The following is a 19,100-nucleotide window of genomic DNA, read 5'->3' on the forward strand; positions in this document are numbered from 1 at the left end:
TTATGGGACTACTAGACGAGAGAAAATCCGAAAAAGGTATCATAGAGGGACGATTTATTAAAGCCATGCTTGAACAGTATGGTGAAGATGTTTTAAAATCCAGCAAAAGAGTCAGAAGCAGGAATCAGTTTCGTTCTTCAAAATGGGAAAGGTCAAGCATTAGTGTTTCGGATAATGCGGTGGATTATCGTATTCCAGCCCCTATGCGATTTGTAGATATGAAAACACGAAAAAGCAAAGGCTATACCCGAGGAACACGAAAAGTACCAGGAGGCAAACGAAAAAAGAAAAACTACCCTGTACATAACAAGCCCACTATGGTACATAAGAAATTCCTAGTAAAATCCCTTTCCTATGGCTTTACGGAAGAAGTAAAACAACAATTCCGAGCCTTAGCAAATAGAGAAGGGTTGTTGTGAAAATCACTTTGTAAAAGTGCTAAAAAATTAATTCCAATGAAAAAACCGCTTCGCTGGGGTCCCTTACAACCCCAGCGAAGCGGCGTTTTTTTTTTGACAAAAAAAACGCCTTATAATGGCGTTTTTTCTTTTATTTCTTTCATTGCTTGTAAACATATAGTCCGCTTTAATTCTTTCAAAATACTATGTGTTTGCTCTCCTATTTTCAATTGTTTTTCTATCTTCTCAAGTTGTAAGTATTTTTGATTTATTTTATCATCATTATAGGCATTGTTTAAAATTGGGGTAATGATTTTTTTATAATCTTCCAATCTTAAAAATGGAATTACCGAACCAAGCAAAAAGGTTTCTAAAATTCTGCTTTCAAAAACAATAGTTAATATTTCAAAGGCAAAAGATAATTTGGTTCTAATTTCCCAACAATTTGCAATAGGCTTTTTTAAAGGTCTTCCAGCGTGTAATCCGTGAGATTGTATATAAAAAATATTTTCTTCTTTTAGTGGTTGGCTAATATTGCCGTTATATGTTTTGATAGTCATTTTCTGTATATTTAGGATTTTAAAATTCGTATTCTGCGAAGTCTGAAACATCACTATGATAGTTGATAAATTCAGATACAATTTTATCCGCTACTTCTCTATCGGTTAGATTTGATGTATCTATATTCTTTTTGAAATAGTTGTAATCTATCCAATTGAAATATTTAGAAAATCCTTGTTTTTTCAATTCTTGAAAAACAATATCAGAAATTTTTTGTACTTTTGTGGCTGTTGAGTTCATATGTTTGTTTTACTGCTTACTGTGAATTTTAAACAAAGCCCTCCCACTCGTCACAGTGAGAGGGCATTTTTATAGATTAAATTTGAAAATTAAGAATTTGCGTTTCGCTTTCTTCTAACATTTCATCTAATTTTTGAGAACAAATATCTAATAACTCAGATATAATAGTTCCGTTGCTTATCTCAAAACTTTCCTCATTGTCATTCATTACAAAAAGTTTTTCCCTAAGTCCATCACGAGAAACCATAAAGGAACTTAGGGCATCTCTTTTTTGTTTTAAAAACTTATGCTTATCCGCCATTTTTTGGATAATATCTAAATTTTTAATTCTTTGGTCAGCGGACTTTACAGACAGAATTTTTGATAATTCTTCTTTTTTGTCGTTTAAATCCTGTTTTACTGGATTTTTTGTTTCAGTTGCTTTAACACTTTTCTTTTGTTCTGTGGCAGTTGCTACTTTGTTCACAACTTTGCCGTTTTCTTGTAACTTGTTCATTTTGTTTGTTTTACTTATGTAAAAATACAAAAAATTTATGAAATAAACAAGTAAAAAATACACTTTTTTAACTGATAATCAATTATTTAAATTCATTTAAAATAGTATTTTTTGTTTTATAAAAAATCAACTTTTCAACCTTTAAACAGACTAAAAAAATATAAAACACTGATAACCAACACATAAACCTAAAGCGTAATTTTATGCTTTAGGTTTGTGTTTTTCTCCCTCCGACGCCGCCGAGAATCAAAAAAGCAGTTGCCGTATCCTATAATTTTTTAGAAATATGGCAAACAACCCACCAATAAGCAACTGCCTATGAAATAGGCATCCTTAATTAGCTTGGCACAATACACCACCACTATTACAGAATTTCGCATAAAATATTGGTTATGGCTAAAAAAATATCCGACGAAATTCTATCCTTAAAAGTGGTTGTTAATGGCAATGAGGCTCAAAAAAGAATATTAGATTTAGAAAAGGCTAACAATCTACTAAGTGAAAGAATGAATGAGCAAAAAAATATTATGCGTTCACTTTCAAAAAGAAGGAAAAAAGATTCAGAAGAATATAAGAAAGCAGAAAAGGAACTTGAAGCCCTAACTAAACGATATTTAGAAAATAAAAAAGCCATAAATGCAGAAATAAAAGCAATGGACATTATGAGTCTCACTATGCAACAATTGCGTAGCCGAGCTAGAGACTTACAATTTACTTTAAGCCATATGGCTCCAGGAACAAGGGAGTACAGAGCTGCTCAAGAAGAACTTAGGCGATTAAATAACCGTATGGGAGAACTCCGCTCTGGCACTAGAGCCGCCGGCTCATCATTGGGTAACCTAGCAGACAAGTTTAACAGATATTCTGGCGTAGTGGCCGCCTCAGTAGCCACACTAGCGGGAGTCGCTGTATCTATACAATCTACGATTGACCTAAACAATAAATTAGCTGATGCACAAACCGCAGTTGCAAAAACCACAGGACTTACCGATGACGCTGTAAAAGAACTTACAAAATCATTCTCTGAATTTGATACAAGAACCTCAAAAATAGATTTACTAAAAATAGCAGAAGTTGGTGGACGGTTAGGCGTACCAAAGGAAGAAATAAAAGACTTTACTAGAGAAGTAGATAAAGCATATGTAGCCTTAGGTGATTCCTTTTCTGGTGGTGTGGAAGAAGTGGCTAATAAGATTGGAAAAATAAAGGGTTTATTTAGAGAAACTAAGGACCTTGATATGGCAACGGCTATCAATCAGATAGGTTCCTCTATGAATGAATTGGGAGCGGATGGAGCTGCATCAGAGGCAAATATCGCTGAGTTTGCCACCCGTGTAGGAGCATTACCAGACAAACTAAAACCGACAGTTGCTGAAGCCTTAGCCTTAGGTGCAGCGTTTGAAGAAAGCGGTATCGATGCAGAAAGGTCAGCAACTGCATATTCTAATTTTGTAAGGAAAGCCGCGAATGATACTGAGAGTTTTGCGGAAATTATGAACTTACCTATTGCCAAAGTTAAAGAACTTATCAATACAAATCCTACAGAATTTTTTCTAAAATTCTCTGAAGGCATGAAAGGGCTTGATGCCACAGAAGTAGCCGCTATATTAGATAAATTAAAGTTAAATGATCAATATCTAACCTCTATAATTGGAGCCGCTGGGGAAAATACGGATAGATTTAGAAATAGTATTGAGCTATCTAACCAATCTTTACAAGAAGCCACTTCATTACAAGAGGAGTTTAATAAGGTAAATAATAATGCTGCTGCTATTTATGATAAAGTTCGCAAAAAATTTATAGGAATGTTTACTAGTGAAGCTGTGGTTAATACCCTAACATGGCTTATTGAAACCTTTGGTAAATTTATTGGAGCGGTTGAAGATTCTTCAGGTGTTGTAACTGGATTTAGAAACACTTTAATATATCTACTTAAAATAATAGCAGTTATTACAACTGCCACTGTTCTATATAATGCTTCCATTGGAACATATAACGCACTATTATTAGCTGCTAGAAATAGAGTTGCAGGATTATTAATTGTAGAGAAAGCTAGAAATGTCGTCAATTCAATTGCAAAGGCTCTACAATTAGCTTGGAATGCCGTCACCGGGGTTGCTATTTGGCTAACGGCTCAATTTACTAATAACCTAAAATTACAAATTATAGCTCAAGAACGACTTAATGCAGTTACAAGGGCTCACCCATTTGGTATTATATTAACTGTAATTTCTCTTCTCATTACCGCTTACATAAGTTACAAAACAGTTGTAGGAGAAGCAGAAAAAGCACAAAAGAATCTAAATGATATTACCAAAGAGAGCGTTAAAAACGCCGCTGCGGAAGTTTCAGAATTAGACAAACTATATAAAGCCGCTACAAATGTTAAATTATCTATAGAAGAGAGAACTAAAGCCGCAAAAAAATTACAAGAAACTTATCCAAATACTTTCAAAAATATTTCAACCGAAATTATAATGAACGGCAAAGCCGAAAAAAGTTATTATGCTTTGAGAAATGCTATCATTGAAACGGCAAGAGCAAAAGCTGCTGAAGTAGAATTACAAAAAAGAGCCGCTGAAGATTTAGCAAAAGATGAAGAATGGAGACAGCAATATATGAAAGAAGTAATTGAAAATCAAAAACTAAAAAAAAATAAAGGAAAAAAATATACTAAGAGAGTTGATGGTGGAGATGGAAAAATGATGACTATAGAACTGGACTATGACGATTTAATAGCATCATCTAATGAAAGGTTGAAAATATTAGAAAAAGAAAGATACGATAGGAAATTAAATTTCGCTAAAAACAATAAATGGTTAGCCGACAAATCCTCCTATCAAAGTGATTTATTAGGAAATGATGTAGAAGATTTTAAATCCCCTTATAATATCCCTACTAATGATGATAAAAAAACAAAATCGAAGAAAAAAACAGAAGCAGAACGCAAAGCAGAGCGAGAACTGAAACAATATGAAAACCTTAAAAAGAGAATTTTAGAGTCTGCCGAAAAATTTGCTGAACAAGAAGAGCAACTTGAAATCAGAAAACAAGAAAACCTTACTGAGCTACGCTCGGAAGGATATATAAAAGAATTTAATCAAATACAAGTTGAATTTAGAAAAAAGAAAGCTGAACTTGAAAAGCAAAAAGTATCTAAAAATGCATTAGCACAAATTGACGAAATTATAAAAAGAGAGAAAGATGGAGAGAAGAAAAAATTTGAAGCAATAAGAGATGAGTGGCTTTCCCAAAATAAAAAATTAGAACAATTACAAAAACAAGAGGAACAAATATCGGCCTTAAAAATTGAAGCTCTGAAAGAAAAGTATGAGGCAATTAGACTTCGTAAATTAGAAGAAAATTTCAACAGAGAAATATTCCTGCTAAAAACTAAAGAGAATGAAAAAATTGCAGAACTTAAAACCGTAGCAGAGCAAAAAGCATTTTTACAAGACAAAATATCGGATAAAGAATTAAGTAAAATCCACAATTGGGAAAATGGTAAACAAGCGATACAAAAGCACTTTCAAAAAGAAAACTTAAAACTTCAGGCAGATTACCTAAAGCAGCTGGTAAAGCAATTAGAACAATTACCACCTGCCGACCTTACCGATGAGCAAACTAAGGCTCTGGAAGGTATGCGAGCAAAATTAGCAGAAATAGGTGTAGAATTAGCTACCATCAAAAATGGTGAAGAAAAGGATAAATTCTCTTCTTTATCTAGTTTTGGTGGTCAGGCAGATTTATTTGGATTGACACCAGAACAGTGGGAAGCCATGTTTGAGAACACAGACCAACTGGAAGTAAAAATCCAAAAGATTGGAGCGGCCATGCAAGTGGCAAAAAATATCATGTCCACTTACTTCTCTTATATGCAAGCCAACCAAGAGGCAGAACTCCGAAGATATGAAGTGTCTTCAGATAGAAAAAAAAGAAAGCTACAAGCTCAATTAGATGCTGGGATTATTTCTCAAGAGGAATACAAGCATAAAACAATTGCAATAGAAAATGAATTGGCTATAAAAAAATGGCAATTAGAAGTGGACGCTGCAAGACGAGATAAAGCAATGAAAATAGCTGACACTATCTCAAATACTGCAATGGCAATAATGAGTCTTTGGTCCACACAAGCCAAAAACCCAATTTTAGCGGGCATATTAACTGGAGTAGTATCCGCGTTAGGTGCAGTTCAAGTGGCAACAATTGCCAAACAACCTTTACCCGCTCCTCCAAGTACAGTAGGTGCTGAAGATGGATATTATCCTGTAAGACGATTACAAGACGGCAAATTATTCCGAGCTAGAAAAAAAGAAAGTAGAAGCGGTATTTATGATGAACCAACAATGCTTGTTGGAGAACAGGGCAAAAACTTTCCAGAATTGGTTGTGAGTGGAAAAGCAATGAAGCGTATAGACCCAAAAATCCAAAGGGATTTTATGCAGGAAGTTTACAGAGCTGAAGGTTTTGAAAAAGGAAAATATCCAGCCCCTGAAGAAACTTCAAGAGACTATACCAATGAAATCATTTCTCTATTAAGCCGCACCACGCAGGTTTTGGAACGGATAGAACAATACGGTGTGCGTGGAGTATTTGAAAAATCTGCCCGTACTGGCAAGGATATAGAGGAAATGAGAAAAGATTATAAAAGATTAGTAGAAAAAAATAAACACTAAACTATGGCAATATCAACTGATAAAACTAATTATACGGTATATTACAATATGGAAACTGGTATATTTACTGGGGAACATATAATTCATGTTCAAGGTTCACATGGAAGCTCAATTTTTGAAAGTATAGGGTTAGAATTTCCTACACACGAATTTTATCAAATTTTAGATTTAAACAATATTCCAAATGTTGAATCCGCTGAAGATTTTCCTTTTCATGATAGTATTATCAATTGCGTCATAAAAAACAGAAATTTTTTAGGACAAAATCGAAGATGTTATTTTACAATTACCCTAAACATTGTTAATTCAAGTTTTACCGCTACACCAGAGTATCTAAAATTTAGTGTATCCAAATTAAAAGCAGAAACTAAGTCCGCAGAAATTAAGGTGTCTAATCCAAGTGGAAATAGTTTTGATGTTACAGTTCCTCCGTTCTTAACTTACACAAAAACATTAAATTCAATCACTGTAACTACCGTTAATTCTCAGGATTTAGAAGTAAGCAATAGAACAGAAAATATAACTATTACTCAAAATGGTACTACTATCACCATTCCCGTAAACCTCGTAGTTACCGATATGGTATCTTCGGAGTATGGAGAAATAAATTTTTGTTTAGATAAGAAAAAGTTAAACTTTACTAAAAACTCCACAAACGCCTCTATTTTAAAAGTATCAACATCTTATAGTGTATTTACTGGTAATTCGTTCAAACCTGTTCAAAATGATTATTATATCCCTTTTTATGATGGGAAATGCAGTATTGATATAGGAGAAAAGGTACATCAGCATTTACAGCAGTTTGGTAAAAACATTCTAAACTCGTCAGACAGAAACCATTTGGTAACGCATAAGACTATGGTAAATGTACAAGCAACCGAATTAGATTCTGACTTCAAAGAGCTATCTTCCGAACAGGTAGGCTTAATATCATTCTACCCTGGGAAAAAGCCCAAAGGATTTCCATTGCTGACAAATAATTTAGAAAGAAGAGTTTTAGACAATGACAAACTAATTATAAGTTATATTGTTGGTGAAACGAACCCAAAAGATTGGGGATTATTGGTACCGTTCGATCAAAGTATGTCTCCAGACTTAATAGGAGCATATAAAATAACACCAACAGAAATGGCTATTCCTTCAAGAAAGTCTATTGAAAAACTGAAATTATATAAATTTCCAACTCCAAAACGAAAAATCCACGCACAGTGGATTAACCAAAACTTATGTCCAGAATGGGCTACATTTACTGGAGAGTTTGAAATAAATAACACTTATCAATCTGCTATTAGCCAAGGGGTGTTCAATAATTACAAAAAGAAATTTGACAGCAAAAAAGAGCAAATTATAAAAATAAACACTGGTTTTTTACTTAAAGCCGAAAAAACCATGATTTCTGAACTGATAGAAAGTCCTGTTTGCTACCTTGAACTTGAAGACCGATTTTTAAAATGTATTCCTAACACTGAAAAATTAGTAGAGGAAGATAGTACACTACAATTGATAAGTTTTAATCTTGAAATGATAATAATCGACGAAATATGGAAATAAAATTTTTTACAGACAAAGGCATTTTAGATTTATCGGAACAGAAAATATCGATACAGGAAAACAACCCTGCATTAAGTGATAAAATGCTGACTAAATTTATGTTTCCATTTCAAATTTATGTAGATGATGATTTTCTAATAACTTTTGGAGATTACATAAGCTATGAGTCTTGGAATTTAGAAAAAGAAATAAAGGGTAAACTTCTTTTTGAAGGCAAAGTGCATGATGCTAAATTGGAAATTATCAGTATAGAAAATAAACTCCTTGAAGGGCAAATTGATTTTGGCTTTGAGGATCTTCCCAATTTTGATAAAAAATTGAGTGAATTACCTTTAGAATATTTAGAAGTAACAGATATTCATACCTACGCTGCGGATATTTGTAAAAAAACTTACCCCGAAACCAACTATAATTTTCCGCGTATTTTTACGAAAAAGTACGATACCTCACAAAAAATGTGGGACGCCTTTAATGGCTATTATAATAATACCGTAGGAACTGACGATAATTTGGTTATGATAGGCAACAGGTTGCCTTCAGAAAATAATAATTGGGAAATTGATAATATCAATATTATCCATCCATGTCCGCATATTCTTTATTTATTAAAATTAGGCTTTAAAGATGCTGGATTTGAATTGGCAGGAGATATTCTTTTAGATAAAAATTTAGAGAATGCTTGGGTCTTCTCTGGAGGAGAATATTTTAGAAATAAATATATCCTACTCAAAGAGCATATTGTAAAAGAAACCGAATATATAAGTAAAAATTGTAGTGGTAGTCCTACGCACTGCATCTATGACTATGAGAAAGAATTTATTATAGAGCATAAAGATAAGTACAGGTTTGATTTTAATTTCACAGCGAATGAACACGCAGAAATTAAATATTTAAAACTATTTTTAAATGGCAGCGAAACCATTGTCCCTACAAATAGTGAAAAAAAAGAATTTAGTTTAACCCACTTTATAGAAACTACAACAGAAAACACTACCTGCAAAATAAAATTCCAGTTTGACAGAGCCATGCGTTCTGGACCTTCGGGCGGTGGGTTTAGAACTGGAATTGGTGGTACACCTAATGCGTGGGTTCCAGAAAACATTTTGAGTTTGAAAATTAGATCTACTAAAAGTTATGAAAGTAGTAATAATAGCGATATTCAAGAAACTAAGGTAGTCAATAACGAAAACCTAATAGACTTAAGGAGAGCTGTACCTGACCTAACTTTTGGTGAGTTGGTTAATATTATTAAGAACTGGTTTAATTACACTTTAAAATTAAATCAAAACACAATTGAACTCAACAAAGTAATTAGTAGAAAACCTATAACGCCTAAGAGTTTCAATCAGTATGAAATACTATCCCCAAAACGCACATTACTTGCTGAAAAATCTTTTTTAGTAAAGTTTGAAGACTTAGATAATGAGATAAAATTGGATTCTATGTTATTCAATAATAAGGGGAACAAATTAAATGGTAAAGAGGATAAAAACACCAATATCATCGAAATTAAAGGTTATCCTCTACCTATTAAAAAAGCCAAAGCATTTGCACCAGAAACCGCCTATGTGATGAAAGATTCTGACACAATACTATCATTGGTAGGTTATAAAGGATTAAAAGATGGAAAAAATGATGCAATAGAATTAGATGGGGCTTTATTTCCAAATTTATTGGATAGTTGGGATAAATGGTTTGCCAATAGAATTTATGGCGTTCAATATGAATGGAAGTTTTTAGCCAATACATCAAAATTTAGAGAATATTCAATCAATGATTACATCTATGCTTACAATAATATTCATATTATCAGCTCGATGACAAAAGATAAAATAGCAGACAATACTTATGAGGTCAATATAACTACGGAAACTATGCCTTTCATCCCTACTTATAATGAGGAAGAAAATAACTATACCGCTCCAGAAATCGTATGGGAAGACAATACAACAGACGCAAAAATAGGAATTGAAAATACCACATTAGTTAAGTTAAAGAACTTAAATATTGATACCGGTTCTTTGGAATATTATAGTTTCTCTATTAACTATGGTAATGGTTATGAAGAAAAAATTAGGAATACAGAACAATTCACCGCAGAACTAAGAAAAGGGGTAAATAAAATTAGACTTGAAGTAAAACTTAATAATGGAAAAAAACTTCTCTCAAATACGCTTATTTATCGAAAAGCAGAGGCACAAAAGGATACTTGCAATGTATTTATAGCTAGTAAGAATAGATACCATGTTAGCTATTCTGTTACATATATGGATTGTGACGGAACCGAAAAAGAATTAGTTGCTAAAAGTAATAAGGCTTTCTGTGCCAAAACAATTTTAAACAATAATGGTTGTACGATTATTGATACTTCTCAAGAATGCACACCAGGGCAAACATACAGTCTGGAATATACTGTAAAATGGACAGCTGGTTTTAGAGAGGGTGGCTATGTAAAATACATTAATTCATCAGGGACAGAAGTTACCCTAACTATACCACAAAATGACACGAATCCACGCACTATCTGTGCTAGAGAAATCATCGAAAGGAGTGGCAATATATCAATACAACTCACAGGAAATATTTGCAGTTAGTCTTCATCTAAAATAAATATTGTATCATTAGCATCATCTTCGGTTATATGAGTATAGATTAGCGTAGTTTCAAGTTTACTATGCCCTAAAAGTTTTTGTAGATAAACAACATTACCACCTGCTTTTATGTAGGCGGTGGCGAAGGTATGCCTACCAATATGCATTGATAATTTTCTTTTAATCCCCACCATTTTTGCAACCTCTTTTAAATGCTTATTTATAGTTTGCTCTGTATAGAATTTATCCATCAATTCTGGAGTATGCTCAATTATTTTCCTTGCGGTATTGTTGAGTTTTATATTTTGTATTTTTTTACCCTTTACAGTTTTGATAGCGATTGTTTCATCATGTAGATTAATTCTTCTAAGTTGAAGCACATCAGAAACCCTTAAGCCAGTATAACAAGCAATAAGAAAGTACCCCAAACTTAGTTTCCAGTTATTCTTAATAAAATCGGAAAAATAATACCCCTTCAACCGTTTAACTTGTTCTTTAGTTAGCGAAACTCTATTTCCGGTTGTAGAACCAGTCTCAATTTTTTTCAAGCTAAAACCAAACACAATACCCTTTTCCTCAGCATCAAGTAAATATTGCTTTATAATTTTAATATTTGAATTAATTGTTGTCTTATTATTCCCAATTTTAGATAAATACTTTCGATACTCACGAATAAAATCTAAATCAATAGCATTGAAAGGAATTCTTTCTTGATATTTTTTGAGTTTATTATGTATAGACTTATGCTTCTTTATCGTATTATAATTATTCTGTGTTTCGTTGATTCTACTAATCATAAAACTATTAAAATCATAGGAGGGGGTTTTATTAAGAAAGTCTTTCAAAAAAAATTCTAAACTTAAAGTCTTTTTAGAAAGTGTATAGAAAGTCCTAATTTCAGTAGCTTTCGCTACCATATTATCTAAAATTAAATTGATAGGACCTTGCTCAGTCTTTTCTGTTTTTAGTCGTTGTGTTTTGGGATTCCATAATTCAGGCTTACAATAGTAGCCTGTATATATCCTTTTCCGTTTTCCAGAAATACTTACAGAAAATATGATTTGTCTTTCACCATTACTGTTAAGGTAACTATGGAGATAAAATTTTGTCTTCATTGAATTGTAAAGTCGCTTAGAATTGACTTCCAATAGAAATAGGTCTTGTTTCTTCATTTTTATATTCTTTTTTAAGAAACTGACCCAGAGAAAATGTTTTGGGACACAATTTGGGACAAAAGTTAAAAACGGATAGCAAATCTGTCTTTAATATAACCCCTTATACAAGGTGTTAGCGACTTATTTACTATCCGTTTTCTTTAAAAAGTGGTGCCTCCAGGAATCGAACCAGGGACACAAGGATTTTCAGTCCTTTGCTCTACCAACTGAGCTAAGGCACCATAACCACTTATCAGTTGTTTTAAAGTGGTGCAAAGATATAGTCTTTTATAATATCTCGCAAGTACTTCCTCCACTTTTTTATATATTTTTATTTAAAGTATTGGCTTTCAGAATTATTAATTTTCACTTTCTTTTCGCATCTTATCACTCATCTCTTCCAAAACTGGCTTTATGGTACTTTCTGGCAAATCGCTAATTCGGATATACATTAAGCCATCTACCGCATCATTAAAGTTGGGATCTACATTAAAGGATACCACTTTTGCATTTTGTTTAATGTATTTTTTGATCAACACAGGCAATCGCATTTCTGGCTCTAAATCATCGATTAACTTATCCAACTTGCCTAAATCGGCATCCATATCCTCAAAAAATAAATGTTTATCTCGTTCCTTAAGGTTGATTTTAAATTCCTTTTTAGGATGAATATATTGTGCCACTGCGGCATCGTAATAATGGGAACGCATAAAATCAATCATTAATGATTTAGAAAAATCCGAAAACTTATTACTAATGCTCACCCCACCCATTAGGAACTTGTGTTCAGGATTCCTTAGACATACATGGACAATACCACGCCAAAGTAAGAATAAAGGCAATGGCTTTTGCTGGTACTCCGAAGAAATATAGGCACGCCCCATCTCAATCACTTTTCTAAAAAAGGGCTGCAATTCCGAATCAAAATCGAATAGAGAACTGGTATAAAAGCCTTTGATGCCATGTTTTTTCATCACTTCACTACCCAAAGCCATTCTATAAGCCCCTGCTAATTTCTCTGCTTGGCTATCCCATAGAAACAAATGGTGGTAATGTTTATCATATTCGTCCAAATCAAAAGGCAGGTTACTCCCCTCGCCTACTGCACGGAAAGTGAGCTCTCTCTGCCTACCAATCTCGCGCATAATAGAAGGAATTTCTTCATAGGAAGAAAAATAAATTTCGTAATTCCCATTTTCAAACATCATTTTATCCTTAGACTTTAGATAATCAATTTCTTTTTTTAAATCTTCTTTAGGTGTTTCATCAATGATGTTTTGAACAATATTCTCGCTTCCCGTACTGGAAAGTTTTAGGTTAAGATTAGGCAATTTTAGCATATCCACTAGAGACTTGCGCTTATCGTAATAGGATTTCATGAGATAAATTTTCTTTTGTAAAAATTTCCCCAATTCTTCTGGCGTATCATAGTCCTTCATCGTTTTTACCGTTACGGGCTTCCCGATGCGGATGCGGATAGGCTTTTCTCTCTTATTCATCATTTCCGACGGCAACATCAAAGTCTGCAAATCGGGATGTAACTTTGCCATGGTGTAAAACCAACGGCTATTTTTGGCATGAAAATACATAGGCACCACAGGAACTTGGGCTTTTTTTATCAATTTTAAAGCAGGTTTTTCCCAAGGTTTATCCAATATTTCCCCATAATCATTATTTTTATTAGAAACCTCCCCAGCAGGAAAAATACCGAGGCAACCGCCTTGTTCCAAATGGGCTAAAGCCGCACGCATTCCCAATAGACTATTTTTGATATGTTTCCGATTTTCAAAAGGGTTTACTGGAATCACATAAGGCTTCATAGGCTCTATTTTTTCCAATAAAAAATTCCCCATCACTTTAAAATCAGGACGAATTTCGGATAAAATTTTACACATCAATATCCCATCAATAGCACCCAAAGGATGGTTCGCTACCAAAATAAAAGGTCCTGTTTTGGGGATTTTTTGTAAATCTTCTTCAAACACCACATATTTTAAAGCTCTTTCTTTAACGAAAGCATCAAAGAACTCTTTACCATTCAGGTGTTTTAGTTTATCATACAACGCATTAATGTCATTAATTTTAGTAAAATGCATCACCGCAGCGGCTAAGGGCTTCTTTACAAATCCCAACCGATTAAATCCTGCCGCTTGTATTAAATCTTTTTTAGAAATGAGGCTCATGGTCGTTAGTTTTTTTCTCAAGCAGTCACTACTTGTAAGGTGTTTTTAGAAATCTGTTCCAAAAGGATGGTTTTTCCTTCGTAAAAATGGGCTATTTTATTCATATCGGCGTGGCGTACCGTGTAGAGTGCCACATCGGAATGCACTTCTGTTTTAAAGTTTTCTTGCAAAGTTTCGTTTAGTGTTTCCAATTTATGGTATTTGTCCTCTAAACATAATGCTAAAGAAATCGCAGAATTTTGCATCAGCGATACTTTTATTTTGTTTTTAGATAGTAAATCAAAAATATAACTGATATGGTCTTCGGCAATGAATGAAAAATCTCGGGTCGAAATTTTCATTAAATACTGATGTTCTTTTAAAATATAAGATTCTAGTTCTTGATTTTTATCCGAGTTTCCAATTTTAGTTCCAGGTTGCTGAGGCTCCAAAAAAGACTTGACATAAAATGGAATATGCTTTTGTTTTAAAGGCTGAAGCGTTTTGGGATGAATCACCGAAGCACCGAAATAAGCCATTTCGATAGCTTCTTCATAAGAGATGTTAGACAATAGGCGTACCTCTTTAAACTTGCGCGGGTCCCCCGTCATTACACCTGGCACATCCTTCCAAATCACCATTTCTTTAGCATTAAGACTATACGCAAAAATAGCCGCCGAATAGTCCGAACCTTCTCTACCAAGGGTTACCGAAAAATTATTGGCATCAGAGCCTATAAAACCTTGTGTTACATAGCATTGGTTTGGGTCTAACTCAGAAATACGGGCTTCCGTAGCAGACCAGTCCACTAATCCTTCTCTGTAATTGTCATTCGTTTTAATGTAGTCCCTAGCATCTAACCATTGATTATCAAACTTTTGACTCTTTAAATAAGCACTTAAAATCTTAGAAGATATCAGTTCCCCACAGCTCACCACTTGGTCGTATACGAAACTGTATTTCGGGGATTTATTTCGTCTTAAAAAGGCTTCGATATCATCAAAAAACAAGGATATTTCTTCAAAAACAGGATGCTGAGACTCAAATAAATTTTGGGCAATATCTAAGTGTTCTGTTTTTATATTTTGGATGCCCTTTTGATAATCTTCGTCATTAAAATAAGAGGCGACCACTGCTTCCAAAGCATTGGTAGTTTTCCCCATAGCCGAAACTACAATAAGACATTGCTTAAATTGCTGATAATGTAATACATCCACTACATTTTTTATACTCTGTGCATCTCTTACCGAAGCGCCTCCAAATTTAAAAACCCTCATATAGTATCTAGATTGATTTTAAAATAATCCTCAAATGTATTAAATCCATTCGAAAAATGGAAATAAAAATAGAATTACCCCGAAAATTTTATCAAAAAAAATAACAACCCATTTAAAATGAATTGTTATTTAAGAATCATAGAATGTATCTATTTTATTTAATCTTGGACTTAAATTTCTTTTGAAAATTTTCCCAATCGTCTTTAGTTTTAATATTCTTATACGCATCAGAATGGAATAACGACAAATAAGGCTCCACTTCTTTTGCTGTAAAATAACCGATAAGGTTGGTAATATATTGCCCTTCTTCGTCTAAAAATACCATAGTAGGATAAGCAGAAACATTAAAATATTGGGCAAATTCATGCGGATAATTGCGCCCAGAAACATTCGGGCGGTAGTTCGGATTGCTGAACACTCTATCTTTATAATGCACCACTTCATTACCTTCACCATTGAATTTTACGGCATAATAATTATCATTAATAAATTGTGCGATTTCAGGATGCCCATAAGTATTTTTCTCCATCATTTTACAAGGTCCACACCACGGAGCATATACATCTAGCAAAATCTTTTTAGGATGTTCCTTTTGTGCTGCCATAGCCTCATCAAAAGTCATCCACTTTACGGTTTGAGCTAAAGAGAAATTTAAAATTAAAATACTGAAAACCAGAATTATTTTTTTCATTAGTAATGGTATTTTTGTTAATGATATTTCGGGTGCAAGATACTACATTTATATCAACTACACCAAATTTTGTCCAAGGTAAAAACAAATTTGATACCATTGATAAAATTTTAAGTAGTTTTGTAAAAATTAATATTTAGTGCAACTAGAACACGCAGAGATTAAAAATCCCACTCATACCCTCAACCTTATTTTGGTGTTAGAGTATGTACAGTCGCCCCAAAATATTGGGCTAATCATTAGAACCGCCGAAGCTATGGGCGTAAAATCCATTTATATTTTATCCCAAACTTATACACAACTCACCCCTAAAATTAAAACCATTTCTAGAAGTGCAGAACAATCCTTAGATATTCAGTTTTTTAAATCTTGGAAACAACTCACGCCCAGATTACAAGCCTTCAACTTACCATGGATTGCCTTAGAAAAAACCGATAGAAGCATACCATTTAAAACTTTTAACCCACAACAATCGTGTATTATCTTCTGCGGCAACGAAAAAAACGGCATATCCGAAGAAACCCTTAGCCTATGCAATGCCCACCTACACATCGATATGTATGGTAAAAACACTTCTATGAATGTAGCGGTAGCAACGGGAATTTTATTATCGCATATCGTGCCTTAGTTAATAAGATTCTGCTCGTACACCTCATCTGTTAATTTATCTTAAAACTTTGGCAATATCGTTTAATTAGATTATTTTTGAAGATTAAACACAAGTTGTTACAAAAATAGTATGAATTACCATTTTTTTGCACATAAGCAGATAAGAAAAAACCTAAAAGAAATTTTAGAGCAATACGCTTTAGAGGATTTGCTGACAATCCCCGATGGTTTTAATAATAATATGTATTGGAATATCGCCCATTGCGTAGCAACGCAGCAGTTACTACATTATTATCTAAGTGGCAATCCATTTAGAATTGATACCTATTGGGTGGAAAAATACAAAAAGGGAACTTTACCCAATTTTGATGTTAAAGAAACTGAAGTGGAAGACCTTATCTTTCTTTTAGAAGAAACTTCTAAGGTGCTCGTAAAGGATTACGACGACGGCTTTTTTTCCGATTATAGCCCTTACACTACCAGTTTTGGTTTGGATTTAAGTAATATTAATGATGCCATTACCTTTAACAATATCCACGAAAGTATGCACTACGGCTATGTTTTAGCTCAAAAGCGTGCGTTAATGATTGATTAAAATTTATAATGAAAAAATACCCACAAAAACCATTTTATAAAAAAGAAAAAAAAGAGAAATCCGATGATTTTATTTTCGGGTTGCGTCCTGTGATAGAAGCCTTAGAAGCAGGAAAAACTATTGATAAAGTGTTTCTTCAGAATGGCTTGCAAGGTCCTATATATGCAGAACTAAAAGGACTTTTAGCCAAACACAACATCAGGCCGAACTATGTGCCTATTGAAAAACTCAACCGATTCACTAGAAAAAATCATCAAGGGGTAGTGTCATTTATTTCGGATATTCCATTTTATAGTATCGAGAATGTATTACCACAGATTTTTGAAGCAGGGAAAGTCCCATTTTTAATTATGCTCGATAGGCTTACCGATGTGAGAAACTTTGGTGCCATTGCCAGAACGGCAGAGTGTGTAGGTGCTGATGCCATCATTATCCCAGAAAAAGGAGCCGCACCTATCAATTCAGATGCTATAAAAACTTCGGCAGGGGCTTTGTATAATGTAAAAGTGTGCAAAGAAAAAAATCTAGCCCATACCGTAGATTTTCTACAACAATCGGGGGTCATGGTATTGGCAGCCACAGAAAAAGCAGAGCAGATGATTTATGATGTGGACTTTAAAGTGCCTTTTACTTTGGTCATGGGCAACGAAGAGAAAGGGATTTCTAAAGAAGTGCTACACCATTCGGACGAAAAAATAAAACTTCCTATAGAGGGTAAAACCCAATCGCTTAATGTTTCTGTGGCATGTGGTGCTATTCTATACGAAGCTGTAAGACAAAGAATTAAATAATAAAACAATAATGTAAGATATGATTAAAAAAATCACCGCTATCGGTTTATTTGCATTGGCATTAACCGCTTGTAACAAAGATAAAAAACAAACTAAAGTAGTCATCAACGAAGCAACAGGGAAAGTAGAAACTATTGCTGTAGACACCCCACAAGAAGAGGCTGCTAAAATTGAAGAAGTAAAACCTGCCATCTCAGACTCAGCAGGAATCTATACCCTTAAATTCCATCTTGAAAAAGGGAAAACTTACCCTCTAACTTCATTTCAAAAAGATGTAACCACCGTAAAAGACCCTTCTGGAAAGAGTATGAGCGGCACCCAAGAAATGACCGACGAAATATCTTTTACCGTTAATGATTTTAAAGACGGCATATACGATGTGACGGTAAATCTAGTGGGGAAAGTGAATAAAAGTTCGGCACAAGGTAAAACTGTAGTAGTAGACACCAAAAAAACCGCGCCAAAAGAAGACCAGCTAAAAGCCATGTGGACCGTAAACAAAGCTATGTCAGGCAATACACTCGCTATGAAAATGAATGAGGATGGCAAAGTGCTTTCTATTTCTGGATTTGATGCGATATACAAAAAAATTGAAAAGGAAATGGGTAGCATCATCAAAGATGCTAAACAGAAAAAACAATTTATAGACGGCTTCAAACAAGGGTTTAATGAAAAGGTATTCAAAGAGCAATTCTCTAAAAGTCTTAATGTATTACCCCAAAAAGGTGTTAAAATTGGTCAGACTTGGGTAGAATCTGAAAACCTAACACCAGATGGTAAACTGAAAATTACCACTACTTATAAACTAGATAAAGTGGAAAATGGTGTCGCTGAAGTAAGCATCACTGGAGGTATTCCTAAAAAGTCTGAAAGCAAAAAGCAAGAAGGCTACACCCACAGCATCAGCGTACAAGGTAACCAAAGTGGTAAAATCACGCTTGACGCTAATTCTGGCTGGGTAAAGAACGCCAACCAAAAGATGACGACAATACAGAAAGAAACCCTTTCTGATGGTAAACAAAGCCAAACCATGACTCAAACCACCAATTCTAGTATTGTGCTTAATCCTTAATTAAAAATTCTATGAAATATATTTTAGAGTTTATTCTCATAACAATTATTATCTTTTTCGTTTGGAATACACTTAAAAGATTATTTTTTAATAAATTTTATAATTATTTCCCACATCAGAAAAAACAAAACCAACAACAGCGTACCGAGCAACAACGCACCACCAAGAGAAAAAAGGAAACCCTTAATTGGGATGCGGAAACCGTAGAATACGAAGAAATTAAAGATTAATAAAAC

General features: G+C 33.7%; 16 protein-coding genes and 1 tRNA gene. 9 read left to right on the forward strand and 8 right to left on the reverse strand.

Annotated features, from left to right (window positions below):
- The first annotated feature begins 2 nt into the window (after positions 1-2).
- Positions 3-419, forward strand: a complete 417-nt coding sequence (locus C237_RS0108800; RefSeq protein WP_018676131.1) for a hypothetical protein — start codon at positions 3-5, stop codon at positions 417-419.
- A 110-nt stretch (positions 420-529) separates the two neighbouring features.
- Here the strand turns inward: C237_RS0108800 and C237_RS0108805 are convergent, their stop codons facing one another.
- The 3 genes from C237_RS0108805 to C237_RS0108815 all read right to left on the reverse strand — a co-directional run bounded on the left by C237_RS0108805 (position 530) and on the right by C237_RS0108815 (position 1,695).
- Positions 530-958 carry a DUF6943 family protein gene (locus C237_RS0108805; RefSeq protein WP_018676132.1) on the reverse strand — a complete coding sequence of 143 codons (429 nt, stop codon included), beginning with the start codon at positions 956-958 and terminating at the stop codon, positions 530-532.
- Between the two features lie 19 nt (positions 959-977).
- Positions 978-1,199 (reverse strand): hypothetical protein, encoded by a 222-nt coding sequence (locus C237_RS0108810; protein WP_018676133.1) that lies wholly within the window; start codon positions 1,197-1,199, stop codon positions 978-980.
- A 76-nt stretch (positions 1,200-1,275) separates the two neighbouring features.
- On the reverse strand, positions 1,276-1,695 hold the full coding sequence (locus C237_RS0108815) for a hypothetical protein (RefSeq protein ID WP_018676134.1): 420 nt from the start codon (positions 1,693-1,695) through the stop codon (positions 1,276-1,278).
- 392 nt (positions 1,696-2,087) lie between these two features.
- Between C237_RS0108815 and C237_RS0108820 the strand changes: the two genes are divergently transcribed.
- The 3 genes from C237_RS0108820 to C237_RS0108830 are packed head-to-tail and all read left to right on the forward strand — an operon-like array spanning position 2,088 to position 10,516.
- A complete protein-coding gene (locus tag C237_RS0108820) occupies positions 2,088-6,371 on the forward strand; it encodes a phage tail tape measure protein (protein WP_018676135.1) in 4,284 nt (1,427 codons plus the stop codon).
- 3 nt (positions 6,372-6,374) lie between these two features.
- Positions 6,375-7,922, forward strand: coding sequence for a hypothetical protein (locus tag C237_RS0108825; RefSeq protein WP_018676136.1), 1,548 nt, complete (start codon positions 6,375-6,377; stop codon positions 7,920-7,922).
- Positions 7,913-10,516, forward strand: a complete 2,604-nt coding sequence (locus C237_RS0108830) for a hypothetical protein (protein WP_018676137.1) — start codon at positions 7,913-7,915, stop codon at positions 10,514-10,516. Before C237_RS0108825 ends, C237_RS0108830 begins: the two co-directional genes overlap by 10 nt.
- Here C237_RS0108830 and C237_RS0108835 read toward each other — a convergent pair.
- The 5 genes from C237_RS0108835 to C237_RS0108855 all read right to left on the reverse strand — a co-directional run bounded on the left by C237_RS0108835 (position 10,513) and on the right by C237_RS0108855 (position 15,797).
- The gene (locus C237_RS0108835) at positions 10,513-11,685 is read right to left on the reverse strand and encodes a site-specific integrase (protein WP_018676138.1); all 1,173 of its coding nucleotides are present in this window, start codon (positions 11,683-11,685) and stop codon (positions 10,513-10,515) included. The two genes, C237_RS0108830 and C237_RS0108835, sit on opposite strands and share 4 nt — an antisense overlap.
- A gap of 151 nt (positions 11,686-11,836) precedes the next feature.
- Positions 11,837-11,909, reverse strand: a tRNA-Phe gene (locus C237_RS0108840).
- A gap of 117 nt (positions 11,910-12,026) precedes the next feature.
- Positions 12,027-13,850 carry a bifunctional lysophospholipid acyltransferase family protein/GNAT family N-acetyltransferase gene (locus tag C237_RS0108845; RefSeq protein ID WP_018676139.1) on the reverse strand — a complete coding sequence of 608 codons (1,824 nt, stop codon included), beginning with the start codon at positions 13,848-13,850 and terminating at the stop codon, positions 12,027-12,029.
- Positions 13,851-13,867: 17 nt separating this feature from the next.
- The gene (locus C237_RS0108850) at positions 13,868-15,106 is read right to left on the reverse strand and encodes an aspartate kinase (RefSeq protein WP_018676140.1); all 1,239 of its coding nucleotides are present in this window, start codon (positions 15,104-15,106) and stop codon (positions 13,868-13,870) included.
- Between the two features lie 154 nt (positions 15,107-15,260).
- The gene (locus C237_RS0108855; protein WP_026315596.1) at positions 15,261-15,797 is read right to left on the reverse strand and encodes a thioredoxin family protein; all 537 of its coding nucleotides are present in this window, start codon (positions 15,795-15,797) and stop codon (positions 15,261-15,263) included.
- Positions 15,798-15,936: 139 nt separating this feature from the next.
- On the opposite strand from C237_RS0108855, the gene C237_RS0108865 reads away from it, so the two are divergent.
- The 5 genes from C237_RS0108865 (at position 15,937) to C237_RS0108885 (ending at position 19,094) form a co-directional block, all read left to right on the forward strand.
- Positions 15,937-16,425 carry a TrmH family RNA methyltransferase gene (locus C237_RS0108865; protein WP_018676143.1) on the forward strand — a complete coding sequence of 163 codons (489 nt, stop codon included), beginning with the start codon at positions 15,937-15,939 and terminating at the stop codon, positions 16,423-16,425.
- A 111-nt stretch (positions 16,426-16,536) separates the two neighbouring features.
- Positions 16,537-17,001 (forward strand): DinB family protein, encoded by a 465-nt coding sequence (locus tag C237_RS0108870; protein WP_018676144.1) that lies wholly within the window; start codon positions 16,537-16,539, stop codon positions 16,999-17,001.
- Between the two features lie 8 nt (positions 17,002-17,009).
- Positions 17,010-17,792 carry a 23S rRNA (guanosine(2251)-2'-O)-methyltransferase RlmB gene (gene rlmB / locus C237_RS0108875; protein ID WP_018676145.1) on the forward strand — a complete coding sequence of 261 codons (783 nt, stop codon included), beginning with the start codon at positions 17,010-17,012 and terminating at the stop codon, positions 17,790-17,792.
- Between the two features lie 19 nt (positions 17,793-17,811).
- Positions 17,812-18,864: a DUF6263 family protein gene (locus C237_RS0108880; protein WP_018676146.1), complete on the forward strand. Its 1,053-nt coding sequence runs from the start codon at positions 17,812-17,814 to the stop codon at positions 18,862-18,864.
- Between the two features lie 11 nt (positions 18,865-18,875).
- Positions 18,876-19,094: a hypothetical protein gene (locus C237_RS0108885; protein ID WP_018676147.1), complete on the forward strand. Its 219-nt coding sequence runs from the start codon at positions 18,876-18,878 to the stop codon at positions 19,092-19,094.
- Positions 19,095-19,100: the final 6 nt, after the last annotated feature.

This window comes from Riemerella columbina DSM 16469 (assembly GCF_000374405.1).
Lineage (GTDB): Bacteria > Bacteroidota > Bacteroidia > Flavobacteriales > Weeksellaceae > Riemerella > Riemerella columbina.

Bases quoted from the DNA above. Each gene is read 5' to 3' on its own strand.
- C237_RS0108850 (WP_018676140.1), bottom strand. From the start codon at position 15,106: ATGAGGGTTTTTAAATTTGGAGGCGCTTCGGTAAGAGATGCACAGAGT.
- C237_RS0108845 (WP_018676139.1), bottom strand. From the start codon at position 13,850: ATGAGCCTCATTTCTAAAAAAGATTTAATACAAGCGGCAGGATTTAAT.
- C237_RS0108880 (WP_018676146.1), top strand. From the start codon at position 17,812: ATGATTAAAAAAATCACCGCTATCGGTTTATTTGCATTGGCATTAACC.
- C237_RS0108805 (WP_018676132.1), bottom strand. From the start codon at position 958: ATGACTATCAAAACATATAACGGCAATATTAGCCAACCACTAAAAGAA.
- C237_RS0108885 (WP_018676147.1), top strand. From the start codon at position 18,876: ATGAAATATATTTTAGAGTTTATTCTCATAACAATTATTATCTTTTTC.
- C237_RS0108800 (WP_018676131.1), top strand. From the start codon at position 3: ATGGGACTACTAGACGAGAGAAAATCCGAAAAAGGTATCATAGAGGGA.
- C237_RS0108870 (WP_018676144.1), top strand. From the start codon at position 16,537: ATGAATTACCATTTTTTTGCACATAAGCAGATAAGAAAAAACCTAAAA.
- C237_RS0108855 (WP_026315596.1), bottom strand. From the start codon at position 15,797: ATGAAAAAAATAATTCTGGTTTTCAGTATTTTAATTTTAAATTTCTCT.
- C237_RS0108815 (WP_018676134.1), bottom strand. From the start codon at position 1,695: ATGAACAAGTTACAAGAAAACGGCAAAGTTGTGAACAAAGTAGCAACT.
- C237_RS0108810 (WP_018676133.1), bottom strand. From the start codon at position 1,199: ATGAACTCAACAGCCACAAAAGTACAAAAAATTTCTGATATTGTTTTT.
- C237_RS0108820 (WP_018676135.1), top strand. From the start codon at position 2,088: ATGGCTAAAAAAATATCCGACGAAATTCTATCCTTAAAAGTGGTTGTT.
- C237_RS0108830 (WP_018676137.1), top strand. From the start codon at position 7,913: ATGGAAATAAAATTTTTTACAGACAAAGGCATTTTAGATTTATCGGAA.
- C237_RS0108825 (WP_018676136.1), top strand. From the start codon at position 6,375: ATGGCAATATCAACTGATAAAACTAATTATACGGTATATTACAATATG.
- rlmB (WP_018676145.1), top strand. From the start codon at position 17,010: ATGAAAAAATACCCACAAAAACCATTTTATAAAAAAGAAAAAAAAGAG.
- C237_RS0108835 (WP_018676138.1), bottom strand. From the start codon at position 11,685: ATGAAGAAACAAGACCTATTTCTATTGGAAGTCAATTCTAAGCGACTT.